Genomic DNA, 23,722 nt, shown 5'->3' on the forward strand with positions numbered 1-23,722 from the left:
GGAGGGTCAGCCGAGAGCGTCGAGCAGGGCCTTGTTGAACGCCGGGATGTCGTCGGGGTTGCGGCTGGTGATGAGGTTGCCGTCGACGACGACCTCCTCGTCGACCCACTCGCCGCCGCCGTTGCGGATGTCGGTCTGCAGGCTCGGCCAGCTGGCGAGGCGCTTGCCTCGCACCCGGTCGGCCTCGACGAGGGTCCACGGTGCGTGGCAGATCGCCGCGACGGGCTTGCCGGAGTCGACGAAGTCGCGGATGAACGACACCGCGGTCTCGTCGGCCCGCAGGGCGTCGGGGTTGGCCACGCCGCCGGGGAGGACGAGTGCGTCGTAGTCGGCGACGGCGACGTCGCTGACGCGACGGTCGATCCGCTGGGTGGAGGACTTGTCGAGGTGCTGGAAGAGCTGGACCTCGCCCTCGTCGAGGGACAGGAGCTCGGCGGTGTGGCCGGCGTCGACGGCGGCCTTCCACGGCTGGGTCAGCTCGACCTCCTCGACGCCCTCGGCTGCGGTCAGGAATGCGATGCGCTTGGACATGTCCCCACGTTTGCTCGACCGCCGCGGGCCGACAACAGCCCTCGGGGTGGGCGTCGTACGACGTTCGCTAGCGTCGACCGCATGGACGTCGACCTCGCTGCCCTGACCATCGCCGTGCTCGGGGGCACCGGACCGCAGGGCCGCGGGCTGGCGCGTCGCTTCGCCGCTGCCGGGCTCGACGTGGTGCTGGGCTCGCGCGACGCCGCCCGGGCCGCCTCCGCCGCGGACGACCTCGCCGCCGTCGGTCGCGTGCGCGGGGCGTCCAACGCCGAGGCCGCAGTCGCCGGCGACATCGTGCTCGTGGTCGTCCCGTGGGACGGCCACGCCGAGCTGCTCGAGTCGCTCCGCGATGAGCTGGCCGGCAAGGTCGTCGTCGACTGCGTGAACCCGCTCGGCTTCGACAAGCAGGGCGCCTACGCCCTCCCGGTCGAGGAGGGCTCTGCGACCCAGCAGGCTGCCGCGATCCTCACCCGGTCGCGCGTCGTGGGCGCCTTCCACAACGTCAGCGCCGTGCTGCTCGAGGACCCGTCGGTCGAGTCCGTCGACACCGACGTCCTCGTCCTCGGCGACGACCGGGAGGCCACCGACCTCGTGCAGGCCCTGGCCGACGTCGTGCCCGGCATGCGCGGGATGTACGGCGGCCGGCTCCGCAACGCCCACCAGGTCGAGGCGCTGACCGCCAACCTGATCTCCATCAACCGGCGCTACAAGGCCCACGCCGGGGTGCGGGTCACCGACGTCTAGGAGATCCCGCCCGCGTTGTCCTTGGCGAGCGAGCGGGAGATGACCATCCGCTGGATCTGGTTGGTCCCCTCGAAGATCTGCATCACCTTCGCCTCGCGCATGTAGCGCTCGACGGGGAAGTCGCGGGTGTAGCCGTAGCCGCCGAGGACCTGGACGGCGTCGGTGGTGACCTTCATGGCGTTGTCGGTGGCGACGAGCTTGGCGACCGATGCCTCGCGGGAGAACGGCAGGCCGGCGTCGCGCAGGCGCGCGGCGTGGAGCATCGTCGCGCGGGCCGAGACGATCGCGGCCTCCATGTCGGCGAGCACGAAGGCGAGGCCCTGGTGGTCGATGATCCGGGTGCCGAAGGTCTCCCGCTCGCGAGCGTACGCCACCGCGGAGTCGAGGGCCCCCTGGGCGAGCCCGACCGCGACGGCGGCGATCCCGAGCCGGCCGGAGTCGAGGCCGGCGAGCGCGATCTTGAGCCCCTCGCCCTCCTCCCCGAGCCGGCGATCGGAGGAGACGCGGACGTTGTCGAAGCGCATCGTCGCGGTGGCCGAGCCGGTGAGCCCCATCTTGCGCTCCGGCGGGTCGGCCGAGAGGCCCTCGGCGGTGGCGGGCACGAGGAAGCAGGAGATGCCGTTGCGGTCGTCGGACGTCCGCGCCATCACCTTGTAGAAGTCGGCGTGGCCGCCGTGGGTGGTCCACGCCTTCGCGCCGTTGAGGACGTAGGAGTCGCCGTCGCGGCGCGCGGTCGTACGCATCGCGGCCGGGTCGGAGCCGGCGTGCGGCTCGGAGAGGCAGTAGGCGCCGAGGAGGTCGCCGCTGAGCATGTCGGGCAGCCACTCGGCACGCTGCTCGTCGGTGCCGAAGTAGGCCAGCCCGAAGCAGGAGAGCGCGTGCACGGAGACGCCGACGCCGACCGACGCCCACACCGCGCCGATCTCCTCGAGCACCTGGAGGTAGACCTCGTAGGGCTGGTCGCCGCCACCCATCTCCTCGGGGTAGGGCAGCGAGAGCAGGCCGGCCTGACCGAGCATCGCGAAGACGTCACGCGGGAAGGTCTCGGTCGCCTCGGCCTCCGCCGAGCGCGGCGCGAGCTCCTTGGTCGCGATCTCGCGGGTGAGCGCGAGGAGGTCGCGCGACTCCTCCGTGGGCAGCTGGCGGCGAGCGGTCATGTTCTGCACGCTACCGGCGGCCCACGCCGTCGGACGAAGCGGCTAGGCCGAGACCTCGGTGCCGTTGACGAGGGTGGCGGCCAGGTCGCGGAGCTTGGTGTTGGTGCGCTGGCTGGTCTCCTTGAGGACGGTGAGCGCCTCCGCCTGCCCGATGTTGCGGCTGGCCATCAGGATCCCGAGAGCGGCCCCGATCGTGCGCGACGATGCGAGCGCCGCCTCCAGCTCCGCGACGTGTTCCTGCCGGACCACCCCGTCGGTGTGGAGCTCGGCGATGAGCTCGCGGTCGATGACGGATCGCGCCTCCAGGTCGTCCGCCCGGTCACGGGCGGCATCGGCGCGCAGGTCGGCCGCGTCGGCGCGCTCGGTCAATCCCTGGATGTCGTCGCGATTGCTCTTCACCTGGGCGACGAGCTGGTCGATCTGCCGCTGCAGATCGTCGTACTGATCGTTCACGAGAGCATTTTGCCCATGCCTTGTGCACAAGGCAATAGGTCAGCCGGGTGGAAGCAGCAGCCCGTCGCCGGCCAGCAGGGCGAGCGCGTCGGCCACCAGCGCCCCCGCCTCGGGATGCTCTCCCAGCACCGCGGTGGTCGACGCGACGAGCTCGTCGAGAGCCTGGGGGACCTCCAGTGCGACCCACAGCAGGAGGCCGAGCCCCGCGAGCACGCGGACCTCGGCATCGACCATCAGCACGACCTCCTCGTCGTACTCGACGGCGTCGACCCACGCCGCGCGGCGCCACGCACCCGCGACGGGCTCGGTCGCCGGTCCGCCGGGGTGGTGCCGGCGGGCCGGGCTGGGGCGTGGCTCTCGGTCGAGCAGCCCGACGAGGTCGTCGAGCCGCGCCCCGATCTCGCGGTAGCGGAGGCTCCAGACGCCCCCGCAGGCGTCGATCGTCTCGGCGAGCCGCAGGATTGGGTCCTCGAGGCGGAGCAGGGAGGACGTCTGCGCGACCACCTCCGCGATGGCGTACGCCGGATCAACAGGCACGAGCCCGGCGTCGTCGTCGCCGCGGTGGAGCAGCACGATGCGGTGGAGGTGGGACTCGGCGGGAGGGCTGAGGAGCCCGGCATCATCGGGCGACAGCGACTTCTTGAGGTGGGGCTCGTCGGGGTCGGTGATGACCGACAGCGGCTTGGGGTGGCCGTGCACGAGCAGCGACTCGTCGAGGGAGACGGTCTCGTCGGAGAGGTAGCCGAGCCGGGTGGCGAGCAGTCCGATCGCGGTCGTCTTGCCGGAGCCGGACGGCCCGATCACGGCGAGCACGCGGCCCCGCTCGTCCGCGACCGCGCCGGCGTGGAGGTTGATCCGGAGCCCCGCGGTCGCGTCGAGCGCCGCCATCGTGACCAGGGAGGTGACGGCGTAGTCGTGGGCGATCTCGTGCTCGATCTCGAGGTGGTCGAGCTGCACCACGGTCGCCGGGTCGCGGTCGGTCAGCGAGCGGCTCCACTGGTGCCGGAGCCGGGCAGCGGCCTCGCCGGTGACGGGGATGCCCACGGGCACGCCGAGGGCCTCCACCACCACCTCGGGAGAGACCTCCTCGCTGCTCACGCCGGTCACTCTAGGGTGGGCGGCGTGGGGTGGGTCGGCGATCGCAGGTACGTCTTCGCGTTGCTGACGACCTACGGGGTGGGTCTCGCCATCCTCGTGACGCAGCCGTGGGGCTGGGAGCTGAACCGGCTGACGGTGCGACTGTGGGTGTTCTTCCGGCACGACGTCCCCATCGCCCCGGGCCGCGTCTCGCCGGAGGACTACGGCGTGCTGCTCAACGTCCTGCTGTTCGTGCCCTTCGGCGTGCTGCTGACCCTGGCGCTCCGTCGGCCCTGGTGGTGGGTGACGACCGCTGCCGCCTTCGTGGTGTCCGCCCTGATCGAGCAGGCGCAGTGGCGCTGGCTGGAGCGGGACGGCAGCTGGGGCGACGTCGCGGCCAACACCGTCGGCGCGCTGCTGGGGGCCGTGGCCGTCAGCCTGCCGTTGCGAGCCCGAGCGCGACCAGCTCGTCGAGCAGGGCCAGCACGTCGCCCCTGATCTCGTCGGGATCGATGCCCCACAGGAGCGCGGCCGCCGCGACGATGTCGTCGTGCGAACCGTTCTCGGAGAGCGCCAGCCACACGACGCAGGCCGGGCCGTTCAGGGTGGTCGGTGGACCCTGGGGCAGCCGCGTCACGTAGGCGCAGGGCATCCCCTCGGCGTCCAGCTCCTCGTGGCTCACCCAGGCCACGTCGTCGGCTATCCGGTAGGTCGTCATCGGCGCGTGACCCGCCGCGCGAGCTCGTCGGCCGCGCGACGCAGCCGTCGCAGCTGGCGCGAGCGGACCTCCTGCCGCGTCGGCGCGTGACCGAGCTCCATCCGCAGGTGGTCGCGGTTGACGCGGAGGGCGGAGGTCAGGAGATCGGCCTTGGCCCGGGCGCCGGGCGCTGCAGCGAGCCGAGCGCGCCACTCGTCCAGCCGGGTGCCGCCGTGCACGAACTGGTGCCACAGCGCGTACGTCGGCGCCCCCCGGTGCAGCTCGAGCTCCCCGATGCCTGCGGCGAGGGCGACCTCGGCGCCCAGCTCGGCCGTCAGCGCACGCACCTCGGCCTGCTCGGCGGGGTCGGCGGCGTCCCACGCGCCCTCGACATCGGGACCTCCGCCCGAGCGGGCGGCGTGGAGGACGAGTACGAGACGCTGCGCCGTGCGGCCGGGGACGGGGCACGCGCGGTGCGCGATCGGGTGCCGGACGCTGTCGCGGGACAGCACCTCGAACGCGCGCTCGGAGTCGATCGTGACTCCGGGCCACGACACGTGGACGTCCACCCAGCCCCAGTGGTCGTGCCACCAGTTGGCGGCGTGCGCGAAGACCGACCCGGTGGCGAAGTCGGTGCGCTGCTCGAAGCCCACCGACTCCAGGGACGCGACCAGCACGTGGAGGTGGGAGGGCCGCACGAGCACGTCGACGTCGCTCGACTGGCGGCCGTCCGCCCGCAGTCCGGGGAGGACGGCCGGACCTTTGAGGTGGAGCAGGTCGATCCCGCGGTCGTCGGCCAGCTTCTGCACCACGGCGTGGGCGAGGTGGACACGCGCCGCGATCGGCATCTGGCCCGTCGCCGCGCTCGCCTCCTGGGTCATGGGGGCCATCGTGCCAGCAGCGCGCCCGGCGGTGTCCGTCGTTATGACCGGACGGCAGCGTGTCACGGCCTAGACTCGCGAGCATGACGTTTGCCGATTTCGTCCGGCTGAGCCGCGCCTACGTGTGGGTGCTCATCGGCTGCACGATCCTGGGCGCCCTCCTGATGATCGCCAAGACGACCCGGGAGCCGGTGCTCTACGCGGCGACCTCGTCGGGCCTCGTACGGGTCGGCAACGCCACCGACGCGGGCACGGAGCAGGGCAACAGCCAGCTCGCGGAGGACAAGGCCAACCTCTACGCCTACCTCGCCACCAAGACCCCGGTGGCCCAGGAGGTGATCGACGAGCTCGACCTCGACGTCCCGCCGGCCGCCATCGCCGGTCGTTTCACGCCGTCGGTCGACGCGGACGTCAACGCACTCACCATCACGGCGATCGGGACGACTCCCGAGGAGGCGCGCGACCTCGCCAATGCTGTGGTCGAGGCGGTGGTCGTCGTGGCGAAGGAGGTCGACGGCGACACCGGCCTCACCAAGATCATCCCGCTCGAGCCGGCCGAGCTGCCGGGCGCGCCGTTCACGCCCGACTACGAGAGGGCGGCGATGAAGGGAGCGGCTGGTGGCCTGGCCATCGCCTACGCCTTCCTGATCGCGCGTCGCCTGATCGACCGGAAGGTGCGGTCTGCCAAGCATGTCGAGGAAGCGACAGGGGCGGCCGTGCTCGGCGTGATCCCCAAGGAGGAGGTCCTCGGTCGCAGCAACCGCGGGGTGCGGGGCGACCTCGGGAAGGCGGCCGAGGCGTTCCGCCAGCTGCGCACCAACCTCCGCTTCGTCGACATCGACAACGAGCCGCGCAAGATCGTGGTGACCTCGGCCCTGCCCGGCGAGGGGAAGTCGACCGTGTCGTCCAACATCGCGCGCCTGGTCGCGCAGGCCGGCACCAAGGTGCTGCTGATCGACGCCGACCTGCGTCGGCCGATGATCGCCACCACGTTCGAGGTCGACGGGGCCGTCGGCCTCACTCAGGCCCTCGCCGGCGACATCGACGTGACGGACGTGATCGTCGAGTCCGGGATGGCCAACCTCAGCCTCCTCCCCGCCGGTCGGATCCCGCCCAACCCCAGCGAGCTGCTCGGGTCGCTGAAGATGAAGCAGATGATCGACGACCTCGCGGTCGACTACCTCGTCATCCTCGACGCCCCTCCGCTGCTGCCCGTCACCGACGCCGGCCTCCTGTCCGCCTTCTGCGACGGAGCCCTCCTCGTGCAGGCGTCGGGCAAGACGCAGATCGAGCAGAGCCAGCACTGCCGCCGGATCCTCGACCAGGTCGGCAGCCGGCTGCTGGGAGTCGTGCTCAACAAGGCCCCCGTGAAGGGCGCCAACGCGATCGTCTACGGCGGCGGTTACGGCGGCTACGGCGGCTACGGCGGCGGGTACAAGTCCGAGTACAAGGCACTCGACGCCTACTCCACGGCCGGCAAGGGCCGTCGGCGTAAGTCGGCTGCAAAGACCGACAAGACCGGCAAGGTCGACAAGGCCGCTCGCACGAGCAAGGCGGAGAAGGCGACCAAGGCGTGAGCCCGGCGGCCGCGCGTCAGTAGGCTCCGCGGCTGCTGACGACAGCGCTGACGGTGCGCGCCAGGATGAGCAGGTCCTGCACCATCGACCAGTTGTCGACGTAGTAGAGGTCGAGCCGGACGGTGTCCTCCCAGGACAGGTCGGAGCGACCGGAGACCTGCCAGAGACCCGTCATGCCGGGCAGCACGTTGAGCCGGCGCAGCATGTCGTCCTCGTACTGCTGGACCTCGGACGGCAGCGGCGGTCGAGGACCGACGAGGCTCATCTCGCCACGGAGGACGTTCATGAGCTGCGGCAGCTCGTCGAGCGAGAACCGGCGGATGAAGCGTCCGGGCTTGGTCACCCGGGGATCTTCGGTGCTCTTGAAGAGCACGTGGTCGCGCGCCTCGACCTCCGTCAGTCGTTGCTCGGCGTCCACCGACATCGAGCGCAGCTTGAGGCAGGTGAACTCCGCCCCCTCCCGCCCGACCCGGGTCTGCCGGAAGAGCGCCGGTCCGCCGTCGTGCCTCTTGATCCACAGCATCAGGCCGAGGAGCAACGGCCACAGCACGGCGAGGATCGCCAGCGCGCCGACGACGTCGAAGGCACGCTTGGCGTCGTTCGTGGCCAGCTGCGAGCGCGAGCGGCCCAGGTGCATGAGGGGCAGCCCAGCGACCGGGCGGATGCGCACCCGCTCGCTCGACACGTCGGTCACGTTGGGTGCCACGATGATCTGCACGTGGGCGTGGTCCTCGAGGTCCCACGCGAGGCGGCGCAGAGCCGTCGAGGAGCTCACCGCGCCCGCGGTGAAGAAGACGATGTCGGGGTTCAGCTCGTCGACGACCGCCCGCACCTCCTCGCTGTGCCCCAGCACCGGGATCCCGGTCGACGTCGTCTCCAGCCCCGCGTAGTCGCTCGGGACGAGGCACCCCATCACCTGGTAGCCGAGCCACTTCTCGCGGGCCAGCACCGTGTGGATCTCGCCGATGTAGCCGGGCGTGCCGACCAGCAGCACCTTCTCGTTGAAGTGTCCCGCGGCCCGGAACCTCTGGATCAGCCGTCGGGTCAGCAGCCGGCCGAGGACGAGCAGGAGCACGCCGATCGGGAAGAGCAGGACGAAGAACCCGCGGGAGAGCGGGTACTGCATGAGGAAGGCCATGGTGGCCACCAGCGCCGCCGTGAAGAACGACGCGTTGACGACGAGCTTGAACTCCTCGGTCCCGGCGCCGAAGACGTCCAGCTCGTAGGTTCCGAAGAAGACCAGCATCACCAGCCAGGTGCCGACGAAGAAGACGCTGGCGAGTGCTGAGTTCTCGAGGACGTCGCCGGCCGTGTCGAAGATCGACAGCGAGACCCGGAAGCGGATCGCCAGGACAGTCGCTATGGCGATCATCGCGAGGTCCATGGTGCCGACCAGCCACGGGAGCAGCTTGATGCCCTCAGGGCGCATGCGGTCCACCCCTCCCTGGGCCGTCGGTCTCGCCGAGCGCGATGGCTCGGATCCTGTCGATGAACCGTGCCTCCCCGAACTGCTCGGCCCTCGCCCTCATTGTGTCAGCGTCCCAGTCGTGGCGATCCGTTAGCGCGAGGGTCGCGGCGATGGCGTCGGGATCGGGACGATCGAAGAACAGCCCGGTGCTGCCCTCGACGACGGTCTCCAGGAAGCCACCTCCCCGCAGGGCTGCGGCCGGCACGCCGAAGGCGGCCGCCTCGAGCGGCGCCAGCCCGAAGTCCTCGTGGCTCGCTGCGACCAGCACGCCCGCGCGGGCGTACACCCAGCGCAGCTGGGCATCGCTCAGCCCGCCGAGCAGGCGCACGTGGTCGGGGAGCGTGGCCCGCAGGCGCGCCTCCTCGGGCCCGTGGCCGACGACCACGAGGCGTCGGCCGGTGCCGCGGACGGCCTCGATGACGGCGTCGACGTTCTTGTAGGGGAGCAGGCGGGACACGACGAGCGCGTAGCCCGGGTCCCAGCCCGTCAGCTCGGTCACGGGGTCCTGGTCGGCCGCGGCGTCCATGCCGTGCGGCGGCGGCAGCAGCTCCGCCTCGCGACCGTACGTCGTCGCGATCCGCTGCTGCACCACGCGGCTGTTGGCGAGGTAGACGTCGACGCCGTCGGCTGCCCGGCGGTCCCAGCGACGCAGCATCGGGCGGAGGGCGAGGACGGGCGGTCCAAGGGGGGAGCGCCACGCGGGACCGCCGAGATACTCGTCGGTCTGGTAGAGCCAGCGCGCTGGGTTGTGGCAGTAGACGACGGTGCGACCCGCGGTGCGGAAGCCGTGGGCCCAGCCGCTGCTCGATGCCACCACGACGTCTGCATCGATGCGCATGCGCGACGCTGCGGGAGCGAGCAGGGGCAGCGCGAGGCGGTGGTCGCGCCGGAGCGCGCCGAGCCGGTTGAGCGGCGAGGTGCGGATGTCGGCGTCGGCGAACTCCGGGTAGGTGCCCGCGGGATCGTAGAGCGTGGTGTGGACCGGCGCGTCCGGGAAGGCCCGCATCAGGCTGAGCACGACGCGCTCGGCGCCACCGCGCTGGGTGAGGTAGTCGTGGGCGATCGCCACGGTCGGCTGTGCCATCACACCCCCAGCTCCTCGAGGAGACGTCGTACGCGCTCGCGGCCAGCCGCTGGGGAGTACTCGTCCTCCCAACGCTTTCGGGCGGCGTCGGTCACGGTCCTCACCTGCTCCGTGTCGGCCGACAGGGCGTCCCGCAGCGTCCGCGCCAGGTCGTGCGGATCGCCGCTTCGTGCGACCCACGGGTGGGCCGGACCGGCCACCTCGGGGAGGGCTCCGGCGTCGGACACCACGAAGGGGACCCCGGCCGCCATCGCTTCGGCCACCACGAGCCCGAAGGACTCGGCGATGCGGCTCGGGATGACGGCGAGGTCCACCTGGTCGAAGAACGCGTCCGGGGAGTCGACGCGGCCCAGCAGGCTCACCCGATCTCCCAGCGCTGCGAGCGCCTCGCGGACGGGCCGGGCATCGGTGTCGGGCACCCAGCGCTCGTCGCCGGCCACCACGAGGTCGACGTCGTCGAGGCCTCGTTGGGCCAGTGCTTCTGCCAGCACGTCCAACCCCTTGATCGTCGAGAGCCGACCCAGGAAGCCGACGCGCCTCGCCCGGTCGTGCCCGGAGCGGCGTGGCGCGTCGTCCGTCCAGTTGGCGAACGGCTGGGCTCCGCCGAGCTGGCGGGCGAGGAACTGCGACGGCACGAGCAGCCGCTCGCTCCCGATGCCCGCGGCCACCAGCGCACCCGTCTGTGCCCGGGAGCGCGGCAGCTGGTGGAGGTGCACGATGCGACGCCGATGGCCGGCGGTGGCGAGCGCGGGGACCAGGCCGTGGCACCAGAGCAGTCCGCGCCTCTGCGTCCGGTCCCACGACCGCAGGCGCCGCATGTACTGCTTCCGGCCGTCGGCCCGGATCGCCACGGGCACGGCGCCCAGTCCCGCAGCAGCGTCGAGCACCTCGGTCGGGGAGTCGGGGGCGACCACGGCCACGTCGTGGCCCAGGTCGAGCAGTGCGGCAGCGGCGCGGACGAGCATCTGCTCGCCACCGCCCAGGTCGGCGTTGTTGGCGGCGAGGTGGATCCGCTCAGCCATCGGGTGGGTCCTCGGCAGGGCGACGCAGCGCGTGGCCGAGGGCGAACGCGACGACGACGCTCACCGGCGTGTCGAGCAGGACCTCACCGAGGGTGATGGCCATGACGCCGGTGCTGATGATGGCGGCCTGGCAGGCCGCGGCCTGGAGGTCACCGTTCCGGGACTGGGCAGACAGCCTGACGAAGCAATAGGCCAGCAGCAGCAGGACGAGAACCAGAGCCACCCAGCCGCCTTCCTGGCGGGTCGCCAGGTAGCTGTTGTGGAAGTAGAAGGTGAGGTTGCGGATCTCCACCGTGGCCGAGCCCGGCCCGTTGCCGTACCACGGCGCTCCCGCGAGCTCGACCTGCTCCTGCGCGATGATCCGCAGGCGCAGCTTGTCGCTGCCGGAGCGGTCCGAGAAGGGGCCGACTGTGGTCAGGCTCTCGGGGATGTTGTTGACGGCCCAGACCATCACGAGGGCGAGCACGGCGCCCGCCACCTGACCCAGCCGGCGTCCGAGCAGCAGCCACACGGCCGCGAACACGCCGGCGAGGAGGCCGGTGCGGGAGTAGACGAGGACGAGTCCGACCACGATCGGGACGGCGACGGCGATCCGCACTTTCGTGCGCTCGTCGCAGAAGAAGATGGCGATGATCCCCACCACGGCGATGAAGTACGCCGCAGCGTTGGGGTCCGCCAGGTAGCCGGTCAGCCGTCCGGGGTAGTAGTCGCCACCCACCTTGACGATCGCGAGCCCGATCACCACGGCAAACCCTGTCGCCATCCCGGCGCCAGCCGACCTCAGCGAGAGTCGCCCGGTTCCTCCGGCCCAGATGAGGCCCGCCATGATGACGACGTGCCCGACGCGACGCGTCCAGTCAGCCTCGTTGGAGCCGACGTTCGCGAGCCCGGAGTAGGTGAGCACGGCGAGCAGGCCGCCGATGGTCAGCACGACCTGAACAGGCAACCGGGCCCCGCCACGCGGGGACCGGAAGAGGCACAGGCCGATGAGGGCGACGATCGCCAGCTCGTTGAGCGGGAAGCCCGCGACCGCGATCGAGCGCACGGGCAGCAGCGCGAGGAGGGCGAAGTCGCTCATCCGGATCTCGCGGTCGGCCTCGTCGGCGCGCGCGACCGTCTTGTCCGGAAGTGCCCACGGCGTGTTCTTGGTGCTCACGCCCGTGCTCCGGCGTCGGCGTACGTCGACGCCACCCGCGCGCACATCTCGGCGACGGACGGCCAGTCGACCAGGCCCGGACGCACTTCGGGCTCGAGGCCCTGGGCGGCCAGGGCGGTGGCGACGGCTCCGGAGTCGGCGGCATCGACGAGCGAGCTCGCGGGCAGGATCTCCGGGTTGCCCCCGACGGGGCTCGCCACCACGCCCATGCCGCGCGCGGCGGCGTCGAGCAGTGCGTACGAGCAGTTCTCCCAGACCGACAGCATCGCGAGCACGTCGTGCTCAGCCATGGCGACGTCGGGGTCGACGAACCCCGGCATGGCCACGGCGTCGGTGAGCGCCAACCGCGCGACCTGCGCGCGCAGCGCGGCATCCTCCGGCCCGGTCCCGGCCAACGTGAGTCGCGCCTCCGGGTGCGTCCGGTGCAGCGCGGCGAAGCCGTCGACCAGTGCCGGGAGCCGCTTCTCCGGCGACAGTCGTGCGAGCGACAGCACCCGCAGTCCGGGTTCCCTTGATGGTTGAGGTGCGAGCGGAGCGAGCCTCGAAACCACGTCGACGCCGTTGGGGATGACGGTGATCGGCACCTTCGGGTGCCACTTCTGCACCATCGCGTCGGCGGTCGCACGGCTGACGGCGATCGCCGCGTCGAAGCGCCGCATCCGGGCGGTGTGCGCGAGCGCCATCACGCGGCCCTTGGCCGTCGAGCGGTGGTAGACCACGTCGTCGCGGGCGATGCCGTGCTCGGTCGTCACGAGCCGCGGCCCGCGCACGACGAGGGCCGAGACGATGTCGGCGTAGGCCAGGTGCGTGTGCACGACCGCCGGACGCTCACGGCGTACGACCTTGCGCAGCGTCCGCGCGGACGACCGCAGCCCGTGCGCCGGTCCGAAGTCGCCCTCGACCACCTCGGCGCCGACCGCGCGCAGCTCGCGCGGCAGGTCGCCGGGCGGGGTCAGGAACACCAGCCGCCAGCCAGGGATGCCGTTGCGTGCCACGTCGAGGACGTGGCGCGCCACCCCGGCCAGGTCGCTCACCGGGATCGCCCAGAGGGCGGTCGGCTGCGTCAGAACCATTGCTCCAGCCGCTCCAGGGCGATCCAGAAGCCCTCGCCGTCGTTGACGTGGCCCTGCCAGATCTCGGGGATGAAGCTGACGCCCGGCGACATCGTGTCGAGCTGCTGCGCGAGGACGGCCCAGTCGATCTCGCCGTCGCCGACCTGCACGCCCTCGCCGTCGACGCCGGTCGCGTCGACGAGGTGGAGGTGCTCGCTGTGCGGCGCGAGGAGGTCCGTGGCCTCGGCGAACGACATCCCGAGGTAGTTGGCCGAGAGCTTGGAGTGAGAGACGTCGAAGCACAGCCGCCGGGCGTGCTTCTCGGCGAAGGCCGCGGTGTCGCGCGGGTCGACGAAGAGGTTGCAGTAGAGCTGGCCGCCCATGTACCAGGGGTAGGGCGGCAGCGTCTGCGCGCAGAGGCGTACGCCGGAGTCGTCGACGCGGGCGAGCCCGGCGGCCACCCGGTCGTACATCGCTTCCCTCTCGGCCGGGGTCACGAAGGCGTCGGTCGTGAACCCGCCCAGGCTGGCCACGATCACCGGTCCCTCGGTCTCGCCCTTCGCGTCGGCGCTCCGCGTGAAGTGCTGCTGCATCTCGCGCGTCGTGTCGACGACGCGCTGGAGCTCGCGGATCGAGCGCTCCCAGTGGTCGTCGTCGGTGGAGGCGAGGTTGAGCAGGAAGTCGCCGGCGAAGAGGTCGGGGGAGTGGGTGGTGAAGCCCATCGGCAGGCCGCCGGGGTACTTCGCGAAGACCTCCGCGACCGGCAGGTCGAGGTCCTTGTAGGAGAAGTGGAACTCCAGGAAGTCGGGGGTGGTGTCCTTCGTCATCGCGTCGACGTCGTGGTAGCGGACGGCCAGCCCCCAGGGGCGGCGGAAGTCGTAGGCGCGGCCGTGTGGCGCCGCATCGCCGAGGTCGGTGGCGTAGAAGAAGTCACCGGCCTCGAGGGCTCGCGTCGTCGTGCGACCCACGAGCTTGTCGTACGCATTGGGCTGGAGGCCGCGGCCGGGGCTCTTGATGTCGATGTCGGCGTCGGTGAGCGTCTCGCCGACCTCGATCCGGCGGGCGGCGACGAGCGACTTGGCGAGGTTGACGCGGTTCATCATCTCGCCGGTGGAGACCGCGCGCGGCGCCGCGGTGCCGAGTGCCTCCTCGATCTCGCGGACGCGCTGCACCATCTCCTTGAACTCGCCCGGCAGCAGGCTGACCTTGTGGTCGTTGCCCTCGAGGCCGCGGTCGATGGTGAAGTGCTTCTCGATGATCCGCGCGCCGAGGGCGACTGCCGCGACCGGGACGTGGAAGCCGCGCTCGTGCCCGGAATAGCCCACCGGTGCCTGGGTCAGCTCGGCGAGTCGCGTGAGGTAGGCGAGGTTGATGTCCTTGAAGGGCGCCGGGTAGGTCGACTGGCAGTGCAGGAAGGCGTGCGCGACGCCGGTGCTGCGGACCACCTCGACGGTCTCGCGGATCTCGCCCTCAGTGGACATGCCGGTCGAGATGACCATCGGCGTCCCGCTCGCGGCCATGTGGCGCAGGAGCGCGTGGTTGGTCATGTCGGCGGAGGCGACCTTGAGCGACGGGACACCGTAGTCGACCAGCCGGTCGACGCTGACCGGGTCCCACGCGGTGCACATGACCTCGATGCCGGCGTCGCGGCAGTGGTCGAAGACCTCGAAGAGCTGGTCGGCCTCGAGGTTGTACTTCGCGAGGAGGTCGAGGGTGTACTGCGGACCCAGGTCCTCCCCGCCCGAGCCCGACGAGCCCTGGCGGTAGACCGACTCCATGTCGCGGAGCTGGAACTTGACGATGTCGGCGCCGGCCTCGACGGACAGGTCCACGAGCTGCTTGGCCAGCGAGACGTCGCCCTGGTGGTTGATGCCGATCTCGGAGATCAGCACCGTGGGCGCGTCGGCGGCGACGACGTGGCGGCCGATCCGCAGCTCGTCGGCGCGGTTGATCGCGATCGCGACGAGGTGGCCGCGCTCGTCGACGAGGGCGACGTGGTCGATGCCGGAGCCGAAGGCGTGGGAGATCTCGGCGGGGCTGCTGCCGATGGGCAGGCTGCGCGGCGAGGTGTTGGCGGCCTCGATGGCCGGCACGTCGACGGTGAGGCTGGCGGCGCCGCTCACCCAGCGGCGGAAGTCGCCGTCGGACAGCACACCGTCGAGGTGGCCGTGCGAGTCGACGAGGAAGATCACTCGCGCCTGGTTGGCGGTGATCTTCTCCAGCGCGCGCAGGACCGGGTCGCCGGAGTAGACGACGTAGGGCGTGAGGTCACGCTCGATGATCAACGCAGAGGCCTTCCGTGGGTGGTGGTGCGCCTCAACCGTAAAGGGACGAGCGACATCGCGCGGTCAGTCTGGTCAACGCGCCGTCAACAAGCGCGCCGCAAGGGCGACGTCCAGCTCGGTGTCGATGTCGATGCCCTCGTCCTCCGCCATCACGAAGAGACCGATCCGTCCGCCGAGCCGGTTGTCCTGCTCCTCGTAGACCTCGGTGCGGGTGACGTAGAGCGAACCGGTCTCCCGATAGCGCCGCGTGGACTCCGTCAGGTCCTGCCGGCGTGGACGCGCTGTGACGTCGTACGCCGCCGAGGGCGGGTCTCCCGCCTGCCAGATGAACGGCGGTTGCTCGACCACGCCGACCATCGAGTCCACGCCGGTGGCCGTGAACTCCGTCAACGCTCGCGCGAGCGTGTCGGCGTGGCGCACGGGCGAGGTGGCCTGGAGCAGCATCACCGCCTCCGGGCGACCGCGGTCGGCACTCACCTGCTCGATGGCGTGGCGGACGACCGGCTCGGTCGGCGTGGTGTCCTGGGCCAGGTCGGCTGGTCGCAACCACGGCACCCGGGCGCCGGCCGCGCGCGCGACCTCGGCGATCTCCTCGTCATCGGTGGACACCAGGACGTCGAGGCCCGGGACGGCCAACGCCTGCTCGATCGTCCAGACGATCAGCGGCTTGCCGGCCACGTCGAGGAGGTTCTTGCGCGGCACGCCCTTCGAGCCGCCCCGGGCGGGGATCACGCAGAGCGTCATCGCGCGGCCTCGGTCACGATCTCGGCGATCCGGCGGGCGGGCTCGACGCTCGGCTGGTCTGGCGCGGGCGTGGGCGCGGTGCCGAGGCGGTGCATGCCGTAACGCTCCCAGAACTCACCCAGCCATGCGGGAGGTCGCGGGAAGTCGACCCACGCCCGGCGCCCGCGTGCGGCGGCTTCCAGCACGCCGGTGGAGAACACGCTGACGATCGGCGCGTCGAGGTCGACCAGGGGAACGCCGCTCGTGTCGATCGTGATGCCGGCGCGGGCGTACGCCCCGAGCACCGCACGCGAGGTCACGTCGCGCTCCGACGGGTGCGGCCGGTAGGCGGCGCCGTGCTCGCGACAGGTGACCAGCGCGGCGTGGGCCAGACGGGCGCGCGAGATCTCGGCCGCGTGCCCCTGGCCCAGGTAGACGAGGCGTTCGCTGTCACTGCTGGTCGAGGAAGGCGCGTTGGCGCTTCCACTGCTGGTCGAGGAGGGCGCGCTGGCGCCCGTCACGAGACCCGCGGTCCAGAGCAGCTGACTCCCGGTCGCGGACACCTGCACGTCCTGCCGACCCTCCGTCCAGAAGTCACCGTCGCTCTCGCTCCAGGCGAGAAGGCGAGCAGCACGTGGGAGCGGCGGAGCGAACGGCGTCAGGGCTCCGTGCTGCGCGACGAAGAAGGTCGCTCCGTGCCGCTCGGCGAGGTCGTAGGCAGCACTGCCGATCTCCGTGTAGTGGCCTGCTGCCAGCACCGCGCGCGGTGGCGCCGACGTGGTCAGCCCGGCGAGGTCGGTCGCCCGGCGTCGGTGTCCGGCGAAGCCCGGTGGTGCCTGCCAGCCGGTGGGTGCGACGACGATCGTCCGGCCGGGGTCGAGGTGGTCGAGGGGAGCGGCGACTGCATGGCGGACGCTGGCATGGGTCGCTTCCACCGCCACCAGGACGTCGGGCTCGCCCTCGGGCTCCAACACGTCGACCAGGGCCGAGGCCGGCTTGCGGATGCGCGAGCGCGCGGTGCGAACGGCGTGACGCAGCGGGTGGCGCGACTCGTGCCAGCGGCGCCACGCGACGAGGTCACCGGGATGCCTCAGGCCGTGTCCCATGCGTCCTCCAGGACCGCGACGCGGTGGTCGAAGGTGTGCTCGGCAAGGGTTCTCGCCCGCGCAGCGGTGCGGACGGCGTCGGTCCAGGTCCGATCGACGATGCTGCGGCGGCACAGCTCGACGAGCTCCTCGAGCGTGCTCCAGGGCAGCACCTCGACGCCGGGCTCGTAGAGGCCCTCCACATCGGCGCGGTCGATCAGCTCGACGGTCCCTGTGCCGGCGGCCTCGAAGGTGCGCATCGTGAAGCCGTCCTGGTCGCCGTGCAGGTTGAGCGTCGCGACCGAGGCGGTCATCAGGTCGTAGGCGTCGGCGCGCGACCTGTCCCGTCCTGCTGGGATCGACGGGGCACCCACGCGCCAGGTGCGGAGGCGGTCCACGGGGTGCCCCGACCAGTCGCGACCGTAGGCCCTGACGGGCACGCCCTCAGCGACCAGCGCGGCCAGCACGTGCTCGCGCGACGGGTAGCGCGCCCCGACGAAGGTGACCGGTTGGTCGCGGCGCCTGGTGGGGTGTGGCACGAGTCGGTGGTCGAACGCCAGCGGGACGTGACGCACGTCGAGGCCTGCGGCATCGAGGTCGGCCGTGTCGAGGGCGGAGTAGGTCGCCACGGGACCGAGCGGCTGCAGTCGCTCGGCGCTCCACTGCGTGCGTCGGAGCTCGTCGTAGAGCCAGATGATGCGCGGCAACCCGCGGATCGCGGTCCAGAACTGCTCTCCCAGCCGGTCGCCCTTCACCACGAGCACGGCTTGAGGGCGGGTCTGGTCGACCGCGGCCGCGGACCGCACCGTCTCCTCCCGGGCCAGTCGTCGGAGCGAACCGGCGCCGACGCGGTGCGGGAGCTGGTGACGCAGCTGGTGCCACGCTCGACCCGCCAGACCGCCGTGGTCGTCGTACACGTGGGTCGTCACGTCGTGCCCGCGAGCGGACAGCGCAGCCGAGATGGCGGAGTGGTAGCCGTGGAAGCCGGGGCTGACCACCAGTACCTTCATCGGCTCACGCCCCGACGGGACGAGCGGGGATCCCGACGACCGTCTGGCCCGGCGCGACGTCCTTGGTGACCACGGCGTGCGCGCCGATCGTCGCGCCGTCGCCGATCGTGACCCCACCGAGCACGACGCACCTCTGGCCCAGGAAGACACGGTCACCGATGGTGATCGCGCCGGTGCCATGCACGAGGTGCCGGTCGTCACGATCGTGGTCGGACGAGCCGACGAACACGCCGTCGGCGATCACGCAGCCCGACCCGATCGTGACGGCGTCGTAGGCGTGGAGGTGGACGTCGTGGCCGAGGTAGGTGTTGTCTCCGATCCGCAGGTCACCGCCGTCCGGCTCGCTCGCCAGCCAGGCGCCCTCGAAGACCGAGCAGCCGGTGCCGAGGTGGATCCGCTCAACCCCCTGCAACTTGTGAGGGCGGACAATGACAGTCCCATCGCCGATGCCGCCGAACGCCCGCGCGTAGACGAGCCGTGTCGCCAACTGGCCTGCGCGCCACCGGAGGGCCGGCCGTGCCTCGGTCAGCCGCTGGGTCAGGGTCACCCGCCCAGTCTAGTGAGCAGTGCGACCTCGACCGGTCAGACGAGCTCGGAAGCCGCCCGCCCGGGAGATCGCATCCTCGATCCGCCCGTAGCGCTTCTTGAAGTGCGCCAACATGTCCCACTGCCGCTGGTGCTCGATGAGCATCTCTGCCATCGCGTCCGCGTGCTCTACGTAGAGATCGGAGTTTGCCGCGAAGATCCGGGCCAGCGCCTCGACACGGTCGGCGTGTGTCATGACGTGTGCGCGCGATGACCCCACGTCTCGGTAGCGGAACAGGATCTCGTCCAGTCGGACGACGCCGCGCCCCAGCGCAAGGATCTTCAGCCAGAAGTCGTAGTCCTCGTCGCCGCTGCGTAGCTCGGTCGAGTAGCCGCCGACCAGAGACCAGTCCGTTCGGCGGTACATCGAGCAGGCGTGGATGACGTTGCGCGCGAACATCGCCTTCAGGCTGAATTCCGGAAGGTCCCACTCGCCCTCGGATGCACCGAATCGCTCGGCCCGCGCGTAGACGATGCCAGTCGCAGGCTCCGAGTCCAGGACCGATGCTGCCCTTGCTACGTAGTCGGCGTGGATCTCGTCGTCATGATCCAAGGGAAGGATGTACTCGCCTGACGCCATTTCGATCCCGAGGTTTCGTGCTGCGCTCGGCCCGCCGTTCGGTTGGCTCAGCACGAGCGCGCGACCGTCATCTCGCAGCTCGTCCAGCGCACGCAGCGTGGCCTCGTCGGAAGACCCGTCATCGACGACCACCACCTGCGTCTCGTCGTGGGTCTGACCAAGGGCTGACGCGACCGCCGCGAGCACCATGTCGCCACCGTTGTAGCAAGGGATGACGATCGAGACGCTGGTCATCTGCCTAACCGTAATGCGTGCATCTGTGGGCAGTGGCGATCTGCGGGCCAACTCACCTCAGAGTCCAATCCGCAGCCGGGCTTGTCATGCGGGGATGTTGTCGAGCTGAGCGGCGGGCTTCCGTGAACCGCGCATCCGCCTCTCGATGGGCTGTTCAACCAATCGGTACACCGCACCCGACAGTGCGATCGCGCAGGCCACGAAGATCACCGCCGTCCACGGCCGACCGAGCATGAACGGGCGAGCAACTCGCAGGACGAGCTCATGCACCATGTAGAGCGCGAACGACCAGCGTCCGAGTCGGACGAGAGCAGGACTACTCAGCCATCCCTCGTCGCCGTTCAGGTCGCGGCGAGCAAAGACCACGAGCATGAGCGCGACAGCAGGGATGAACATGAGGGAGACGACCCACAGGTGGTCGCCAAGTGTGCCCGCGGAAAGCCGGTCTACGACGATCAGGCCAGCGTAAGAAACAGCCGCGAAGGCGACCGCGAGGAACGGACGGATACCCGATGAGTCGTTTGTGCGGACGAGGAGCGCAATGCCCATGCCGATCAGGAACTCGCCCACTCGGTATGCGGAGAAGGTGTAGGTGAGCGCGTAGGTCGCTGTTGGCGTAGCCAGTGCCTCGGCCAGTAAGCCGCCCAGCACCAGCCAACCGACCCCTACGGCAATGGCCAAGGTGGGCGCCTGCCGTCGGAAGACGAGGTAGAGCAGAGGGAATACCGCGTAAAAGAACGCTTCGGCCGACAACGACCACGCGACGCTGTTGTAGGAGTACGCGACGCTCAGCTCCATGGTCCATGCCTGCAACAGCAGCGCGTTCGCCGTGGTCGTGCCCAGTCCGGTGCGGCTCTCCAGTACTCCGGCCGCGACCAACGTCGCGGCTGCGACCAGTGTCAATGCATGAACCGGCCATACCCGAGCAAATCGCCGACGGTAGTAGGACGCAGCCGCACTTCCATCGCGTGCCGACCACACCATGACGAACCCTGAGAGGACGAAGAAGAAGGTGACGCCCAAGTAGCCGAACCGCAAGCTGGCAAACGCGTGGCCGTCAGCCGGCGTCGACTGATGGGCAGCGTGGTACGCGACGACGAGCATTGCGGCGAAGAACCGAAGGCTCGTCAGAGAAGGCAGGTGCCGGCTGCCCCGAGACATGCGCTTGATCATTCCACAGGGTTGCTCGGTGCGGATGTGCGGTCAGGCAGCGGCCGAGCCCCGCCCCATTCTGAGCGACGGATCGTCAGATGTCGCCCATCCTCTTGCGGATGGCGAATGACGCCCTGCCGTAGAACGGGTGTGCCCTTACGGCTTCGACGACGGGCCATGACGCATGGTCCTGTGCTCGGGCGATGAACAGCTCGATGGCCTCGATGGCAGGTCGTTGACGCAGCAAACGCGTGCTGGCGAAAACGATGTTGTACTGGCTCGGCTGCTCGATGTCGCGAGCTACGGGAATCAGCCCTGAGTCCCCCAGTTGACTAATGACGTCCGTGGCGAGCGACTGTCCCTCCCAGAACGGTTCCTCCTCGACCTCGATCTTCAGGACGTCACACGCAGCGAGACGCCGAGCGGCGCCGCGAAGGACTTGTCCGGACGCTCCCTCGACATCCACCCACATGGCGACACGGGCGGCGTCAGGAGTGTGATCGTCGAGCCGCACTCCTTGGACCGTGACGGGCTGCACCGGTCCGTCATGGTTCGCGCTCCGCTCGAGCAACGAGCTGTGGCCGACGATGGTGGACCCGTTCACGGTCTGCCGATGAAATGTGACAGGGCCCGGCGCGTCAGTGAGTGCGAAATTGAGGTACTGCACCCCATTCCGGTCGAACTCTCGCAACCTCGCGAAGTGGGCGTGATTGTCGGGGTTTGCCTCGAAAGCGATCACCGAACAGTCGGAGTGGGTGCGTGCGATGTGCAGCGACGTCTCAGCCTCGAAAGCCCCGGCCTCGACGAAGAGATCGGGCCGGGCGGCGTCCACGAGCGCGAAGAACAGGTCATTCAAGATCCCCGTGGAACGCGCTCGCGCTCGGTCCTGATAACGCCTGGCCGGCGCTCGGAAGAGGTCCGCCTGTAGTCGAAGGTGTGCCTGCCACAGGTGCGTCAGCTCGGAATCCGCCATACCGCTGGACTATAGGTGGCCTCCTGTGTCATTCGGGGCGGTGCACCACCGCTGGAGGAGAACACTTGGAGCACCAAGTGACCGGGCCGGTGGATGAGTCTGCGGGAACTCCCGCGCCGTCGGTTCGAAGGAGGCAGGATCTCCATTCATGTCACGAGTCGACCTGCCTGAAGCGCGGTCCACTGTGCAAGCCCAGATGAAGCACTCGCGTCGGCCGGACGTTCAGGGCCTTCGAGCGATTGCGGTCCTGATGGTGATTGCATTCCACGCCGGACTGCCAGTGCCGGGCGGCTACATCGGGGTCGACGTGTTCTTCGTGATCTCGGGGTTCGTCATCACTGGGCTGTTGCTGCGCGAGCACGGTAGGTCGGGAACGATCAACCTGCGGCGGTTCTACGGACGGCGCCTTCGGCGGCTGGCCCCAGCTCTGGCGCTGATGCTGACGACGGTCCTGGTCCTCTCCGTGTTCTTGCAGTCGCCACTCACCCGGGCAGGAGGACAGGAGCTGACGGCGCAGACGGCGCTCGGAGCGTCGTTCTTCAGCGCCAACGCCGTGCTCTACAGGGTCCCTGTCTTTGGCTACTTCGCGGAGCGTGCCGCCGACAACCCGCTGCTGCACACCTGGTCGCTCTCGGTGGAGGAGCAGTTCTACCTCGTCTTTCCCTTCATCGTGCTTCTCGCCGCGCGCCGTCGCGTCGGTGGGTCGCGATCGGTGCTGACGGCAGTGGTGGCTGTGGTTGCCGCGCTGTCGTTGCTCGCCAGCGTGGTGCTGTCGTACGAACTGGTCACGCCGCCGGGGATCACTGTGCCCGCAGCATTCGCCTTCTACGTGCCCCTGACGAGGGCGTGGGAGTTCGCAGCGGGCGCCCTCGTCGCTCTCGCCGCTTCCCGGCTCCGCGGCCTGGGCGCCATACCTACGCGTGTTGCTGCTGCCGTCGGCGCAGCCGGGCTCGTGGTGTCCGCCGGCCTGCTCAGCGAGGGGCGTTTCCCCTTCCCCGGCGCGATCGCACTCGTGCCGGTCGCATCGACGGCGATGCTCATCGCCGCCGGCACCTCCTTGTCGTCCTCGCTTCCCACCCGCCTGTTGTCCACCCCCGTGATGTCGGCAATCGGGGATCGCTCCTACAGCCTCTACTTGTGGCACTGGCCATTCATCGTCTTCTCGACGATCGTGCCCCTCGACCTCCCCATCTTGCCCTTGCTGGGCGCACTCCTCTCGGTCGTGCCGGCGATGGTTGCCTACCGCTACGTGGAGAATCCGATCAGGCTCGGGACGGTTTCGACCTGGCGCGTCGCCGTCGTCGCGACGGCGCTTCCCGCGATCGTCGCCGCGGCGGTCCTGGGCGGTGTGTCGACCGGCTGGGGGAGCGACCGCATCAAGGGCCAGCGAGACTCCGTCGCAGCCCCTACTCTCGGAGTGCGGTCCGGGTGCTTCGTCGATGGTGAGGCCGACCCAGGCGTCTTCGACCGTTGCACTTTTCCGGTCGAGGGCCGAGCGTCCGCCGGCACGATCATGTTGGTCGGCGACTCGCACGCCGATGGCCTGTCGGACGGCGTGGTCGAGGCGGGCAACGATCTCGGGTACGACGTCGTCATGGCCACGGGTGCAGCGTGCCCTTACGTCGGGCCAGCCGTGCCTACTGCGGGCCTTGTGTCGAACTGCCCCGAGCTGACCGCGTGGCGCACCGAGTTCGCGACGGAGAACAAGGTCGATCTCGTCGTGACCGCGCAGTCCGCCCTCGATCGCGCGTCAGACCCCGACGCCTGGGTCTCCGGCAACGTCGAGGTACTGGAGCAGCTGGACACGGCCGGCGTGCCGGTGCTCCTCATTGGCGATGTTCCGTATGTCGGTGCCAACGGGTCGCCCTGCAGGTACGGGATCATCAATCCGTCGTGCACGGTGAGCCGAGAGCAGGTGCTCGATGTGCAAGGTCCTGGCCTCGGCGTCGATGCGGACGTGGCCGAACGGCTCGAGAACGTCTCGTTGTGGTCGCCGTTCGACCGTTTCTGTGGTGCCGTGACGTGCTCGGCGGTCGACGGCCGGACGACGCTGTACCGCGACCCCGAGCACCTCAATGCCTACGGGTCGCTCTTCCTGGCGGATGACCTCGAGGTCGAGATGCAGCGCGCGATCGAAGCTGCTCCATGACACCGGCAACGTCATGATCGGCCAGGCCGGAGCGACAGACCCCATGT

Annotated in this window: 23 protein-coding genes; 4 read left to right on the plus strand and 19 right to left on the minus strand. The window is 70.3% G+C overall.

The features are described from left to right. Positions 1 to 6: 6 nt before the first annotated feature. Complete coding sequence (locus JI751_RS15910; protein WP_201938834.1) at positions 7 to 531, minus strand: type 1 glutamine amidotransferase domain-containing protein; 525 nt, start codon at positions 529 to 531, stop codon at positions 7 to 9. Between the two features lie 81 nt (positions 532 to 612). On the opposite strand from JI751_RS15910, the gene npdG reads away from it, so the two are divergent. After that, complete coding sequence (npdG, locus tag JI751_RS15915; protein ID WP_201938835.1) at positions 613 to 1,275, plus strand: NADPH-dependent F420 reductase; 663 nt, start codon at positions 613 to 615, stop codon at positions 1,273 to 1,275. Here the strand turns inward: npdG and JI751_RS15920 are convergent. Genes JI751_RS15920 through JI751_RS21945 form a run of 3 tightly spaced genes read right to left on the minus strand, consistent with a single transcriptional unit; the run spans position 1,272 to position 3,983 of the window. Continuing rightward, on the minus strand, positions 1,272 to 2,432 hold the full coding sequence (locus tag JI751_RS15920; RefSeq protein WP_201938838.1) for an acyl-CoA dehydrogenase family protein: 1,161 nt from the start codon (positions 2,430 to 2,432) through the stop codon (positions 1,272 to 1,274). The two genes, npdG and JI751_RS15920, sit on opposite strands and share 4 nt — an antisense overlap. 42 nt (positions 2,433 to 2,474) lie before the next feature. Continuing rightward, complete coding sequence (locus JI751_RS21600; protein WP_201938840.1) at positions 2,475 to 2,885, minus strand: ANTAR domain-containing protein; 411 nt, start codon at positions 2,883 to 2,885, stop codon at positions 2,475 to 2,477. 39 nt (positions 2,886 to 2,924) lie between these two features. Continuing rightward, entirely contained in the window at positions 2,925 to 3,983 is a 1,059-nt protein-coding gene (locus JI751_RS21945; RefSeq protein WP_201938841.1) for a P-loop NTPase family protein, read from the minus strand. A 24-nt stretch (positions 3,984 to 4,007) separates the two neighbouring features. Here JI751_RS21945 and JI751_RS21950 point away from each other — a divergent pair, with 24 nt between their 5' ends. Continuing rightward, positions 4,008 to 4,460 carry a VanZ family protein gene (locus tag JI751_RS21950; protein WP_201938842.1) on the plus strand — a complete coding sequence of 151 codons (453 nt, stop codon included), beginning with the start codon at positions 4,008 to 4,010 and terminating at the stop codon, positions 4,458 to 4,460. On the opposite strand, the gene JI751_RS15940 is transcribed toward JI751_RS21950, so the two are convergent. Next, positions 4,396 to 4,680 (minus strand): PqqD family protein, encoded by a 285-nt coding sequence (locus JI751_RS15940; protein ID WP_201938843.1) that lies wholly within the window; start codon positions 4,678 to 4,680, stop codon positions 4,396 to 4,398. The genes JI751_RS21950 and JI751_RS15940 overlap by 65 nt on opposite strands. Next, a complete protein-coding gene (locus tag JI751_RS15945; RefSeq protein ID WP_201938844.1) occupies positions 4,677 to 5,540 on the minus strand; it encodes a nucleotidyltransferase family protein in 864 nt (287 codons plus the stop codon). The genes JI751_RS15940 and JI751_RS15945 overlap by 4 nt, the downstream gene beginning before the upstream one ends. An 83-nt stretch (positions 5,541 to 5,623) precedes the next feature. Between JI751_RS15945 and JI751_RS15950 the strand changes: the two genes are divergently transcribed. Beyond that, positions 5,624 to 7,117, plus strand: a complete 1,494-nt coding sequence (locus JI751_RS15950) for a tyrosine-protein kinase domain-containing protein (protein WP_201938848.1) — start codon at positions 5,624 to 5,626, stop codon at positions 7,115 to 7,117. Between the two features lie 16 nt (positions 7,118 to 7,133). On the opposite strand, the gene JI751_RS15955 is transcribed toward JI751_RS15950, so the two are convergent. The 13 genes from JI751_RS15955 to JI751_RS16015 all read right to left on the minus strand — a co-directional run bounded on the left by JI751_RS15955 (position 7,134) and on the right by JI751_RS16015 (position 21,409). Beyond that, positions 7,134 to 8,546 (minus strand): sugar transferase, encoded by a 1,413-nt coding sequence (locus JI751_RS15955; RefSeq protein WP_201938850.1) that lies wholly within the window; start codon positions 8,544 to 8,546, stop codon positions 7,134 to 7,136. Then, complete coding sequence (locus JI751_RS15960) at positions 8,536 to 9,669, minus strand: glycosyltransferase (RefSeq protein ID WP_201938857.1); 1,134 nt, start codon at positions 9,667 to 9,669, stop codon at positions 8,536 to 8,538. The genes JI751_RS15955 and JI751_RS15960 overlap by 11 nt, the downstream gene beginning before the upstream one ends. Next, positions 9,669 to 10,691, minus strand: coding sequence for a glycosyltransferase family 4 protein (locus JI751_RS15965; RefSeq protein WP_201938859.1), 1,023 nt, complete (start codon positions 10,689 to 10,691; stop codon positions 9,669 to 9,671). Before JI751_RS15965 ends, JI751_RS15960 begins: the two co-directional genes overlap by 1 nt. Continuing rightward, complete coding sequence (locus JI751_RS15970; protein ID WP_201938861.1) at positions 10,684 to 11,847, minus strand: O-antigen ligase family protein; 1,164 nt, start codon at positions 11,845 to 11,847, stop codon at positions 10,684 to 10,686. The genes JI751_RS15965 and JI751_RS15970 overlap by 8 nt, the downstream gene beginning before the upstream one ends. Continuing rightward, positions 11,844 to 12,920: a glycosyltransferase family 4 protein gene (locus JI751_RS15975; protein ID WP_236666400.1), complete on the minus strand. Its 1,077-nt coding sequence runs from the start codon at positions 12,918 to 12,920 to the stop codon at positions 11,844 to 11,846. The genes JI751_RS15970 and JI751_RS15975 overlap by 4 nt, the downstream gene beginning before the upstream one ends. After that, on the minus strand, positions 12,911 to 15,184 hold the full coding sequence (locus JI751_RS15980) for an N-acetylneuraminate synthase family protein (protein WP_201938862.1): 2,274 nt from the start codon (positions 15,182 to 15,184) through the stop codon (positions 12,911 to 12,913). Before JI751_RS15980 ends, JI751_RS15975 begins: the two co-directional genes overlap by 10 nt. Positions 15,185 to 15,256: 72 nt before the next feature. Further along, positions 15,257 to 15,928 carry an acylneuraminate cytidylyltransferase family protein gene (locus JI751_RS15985; RefSeq protein WP_201938863.1) on the minus strand — a complete coding sequence of 224 codons (672 nt, stop codon included), beginning with the start codon at positions 15,926 to 15,928 and terminating at the stop codon, positions 15,257 to 15,259. Then, complete coding sequence (locus JI751_RS15990; protein WP_201938865.1) at positions 15,925 to 17,013, minus strand: hypothetical protein; 1,089 nt, start codon at positions 17,011 to 17,013, stop codon at positions 15,925 to 15,927. Before JI751_RS15990 ends, JI751_RS15985 begins: the two co-directional genes overlap by 4 nt. Beyond that, on the minus strand, positions 16,998 to 18,002 hold the full coding sequence (locus tag JI751_RS15995; RefSeq protein ID WP_201938866.1) for a CgeB family protein: 1,005 nt from the start codon (positions 18,000 to 18,002) through the stop codon (positions 16,998 to 17,000). Before JI751_RS15995 ends, JI751_RS15990 begins: the two co-directional genes overlap by 16 nt. Before the next feature lie 4 nt (positions 18,003 to 18,006). After that, a complete protein-coding gene (locus JI751_RS16000) occupies positions 18,007 to 18,414 on the minus strand; it encodes an acyltransferase (RefSeq protein ID WP_236666401.1) in 408 nt (135 codons plus the stop codon). Positions 18,415 to 18,558: 144 nt separating this feature from the next. Next, positions 18,559 to 19,401 carry a glycosyltransferase family A protein gene (locus JI751_RS16005; protein ID WP_201938867.1) on the minus strand — a complete coding sequence of 281 codons (843 nt, stop codon included), beginning with the start codon at positions 19,399 to 19,401 and terminating at the stop codon, positions 18,559 to 18,561. Between the two features lie 84 nt (positions 19,402 to 19,485). Next, on the minus strand, positions 19,486 to 20,574 hold the full coding sequence (locus JI751_RS16010) for an acyltransferase family protein (RefSeq protein WP_201938869.1): 1,089 nt from the start codon (positions 20,572 to 20,574) through the stop codon (positions 19,486 to 19,488). 73 nt (positions 20,575 to 20,647) lie between these two features. Continuing rightward, positions 20,648 to 21,409 carry an FkbM family methyltransferase gene (locus tag JI751_RS16015; RefSeq protein WP_201938871.1) on the minus strand — a complete coding sequence of 254 codons (762 nt, stop codon included), beginning with the start codon at positions 21,407 to 21,409 and terminating at the stop codon, positions 20,648 to 20,650. Between the two features lie 265 nt (positions 21,410 to 21,674). On the opposite strand from JI751_RS16015, the gene JI751_RS16020 reads away from it, so the two are divergent. After that, complete coding sequence (locus tag JI751_RS16020; protein WP_201938872.1) at positions 21,675 to 23,675, plus strand: acyltransferase family protein; 2,001 nt, start codon at positions 21,675 to 21,677, stop codon at positions 23,673 to 23,675. Positions 23,676 to 23,722: the final 47 nt, after the last annotated feature.

Source organism: Nocardioides baculatus, assembly GCF_016735675.1.
Lineage (GTDB): Bacteria > Actinomycetota > Actinomycetes > Propionibacteriales > Nocardioidaceae > Nocardioides > Nocardioides baculatus.

Bases quoted from the DNA above. Each gene is read 5' to 3' on its own strand.
- JI751_RS16005 (WP_201938867.1), bottom strand. From the start codon at position 19,401: ATGACCAGCGTCTCGATCGTCATCCCTTGCTACAACGGTGGCGACATG.
- JI751_RS15955 (WP_201938850.1), bottom strand. From the start codon at position 8,546: ATGCGCCCTGAGGGCATCAAGCTGCTCCCGTGGCTGGTCGGCACCATG.
- JI751_RS15990 (WP_201938865.1), bottom strand. From the start codon at position 17,013: ATGGGACACGGCCTGAGGCATCCCGGTGACCTCGTCGCGTGGCGCCGC.
- JI751_RS15920 (WP_201938838.1), bottom strand. From the start codon at position 2,432: ATGACCGCTCGCCGCCAGCTGCCCACGGAGGAGTCGCGCGACCTCCTC.
- JI751_RS15940 (WP_201938843.1), bottom strand. From the start codon at position 4,680: ATGACGACCTACCGGATAGCCGACGACGTGGCCTGGGTGAGCCACGAG.
- JI751_RS15965 (WP_201938859.1), bottom strand. From the start codon at position 10,691: ATGGCTGAGCGGATCCACCTCGCCGCCAACAACGCCGACCTGGGCGGT.
- JI751_RS15910 (WP_201938834.1), bottom strand. From the start codon at position 531: ATGTCCAAGCGCATCGCATTCCTGACCGCAGCCGAGGGCGTCGAGGAG.
- npdG (WP_201938835.1), top strand. From the start codon at position 613: ATGGACGTCGACCTCGCTGCCCTGACCATCGCCGTGCTCGGGGGCACC.
- JI751_RS15975 (WP_236666400.1), bottom strand. From the start codon at position 12,920: ATGGTTCTGACGCAGCCGACCGCCCTCTGGGCGATCCCGGTGAGCGAC.
- JI751_RS16020 (WP_201938872.1), top strand. From the start codon at position 21,675: ATGTCACGAGTCGACCTGCCTGAAGCGCGGTCCACTGTGCAAGCCCAG.
- JI751_RS15995 (WP_201938866.1), bottom strand. From the start codon at position 18,002: ATGAAGGTACTGGTGGTCAGCCCCGGCTTCCACGGCTACCACTCCGCC.
- JI751_RS16010 (WP_201938869.1), bottom strand. From the start codon at position 20,574: ATGATCAAGCGCATGTCTCGGGGCAGCCGGCACCTGCCTTCTCTGACG.
- JI751_RS15945 (WP_201938844.1), bottom strand. From the start codon at position 5,540: ATGACCCAGGAGGCGAGCGCGGCGACGGGCCAGATGCCGATCGCGGCG.
- JI751_RS15985 (WP_201938863.1), bottom strand. From the start codon at position 15,928: ATGACGCTCTGCGTGATCCCCGCCCGGGGCGGCTCGAAGGGCGTGCCG.
- JI751_RS15960 (WP_201938857.1), bottom strand. From the start codon at position 9,669: ATGGCACAGCCGACCGTGGCGATCGCCCACGACTACCTCACCCAGCGC.
- JI751_RS15950 (WP_201938848.1), top strand. From the start codon at position 5,624: ATGACGTTTGCCGATTTCGTCCGGCTGAGCCGCGCCTACGTGTGGGTG.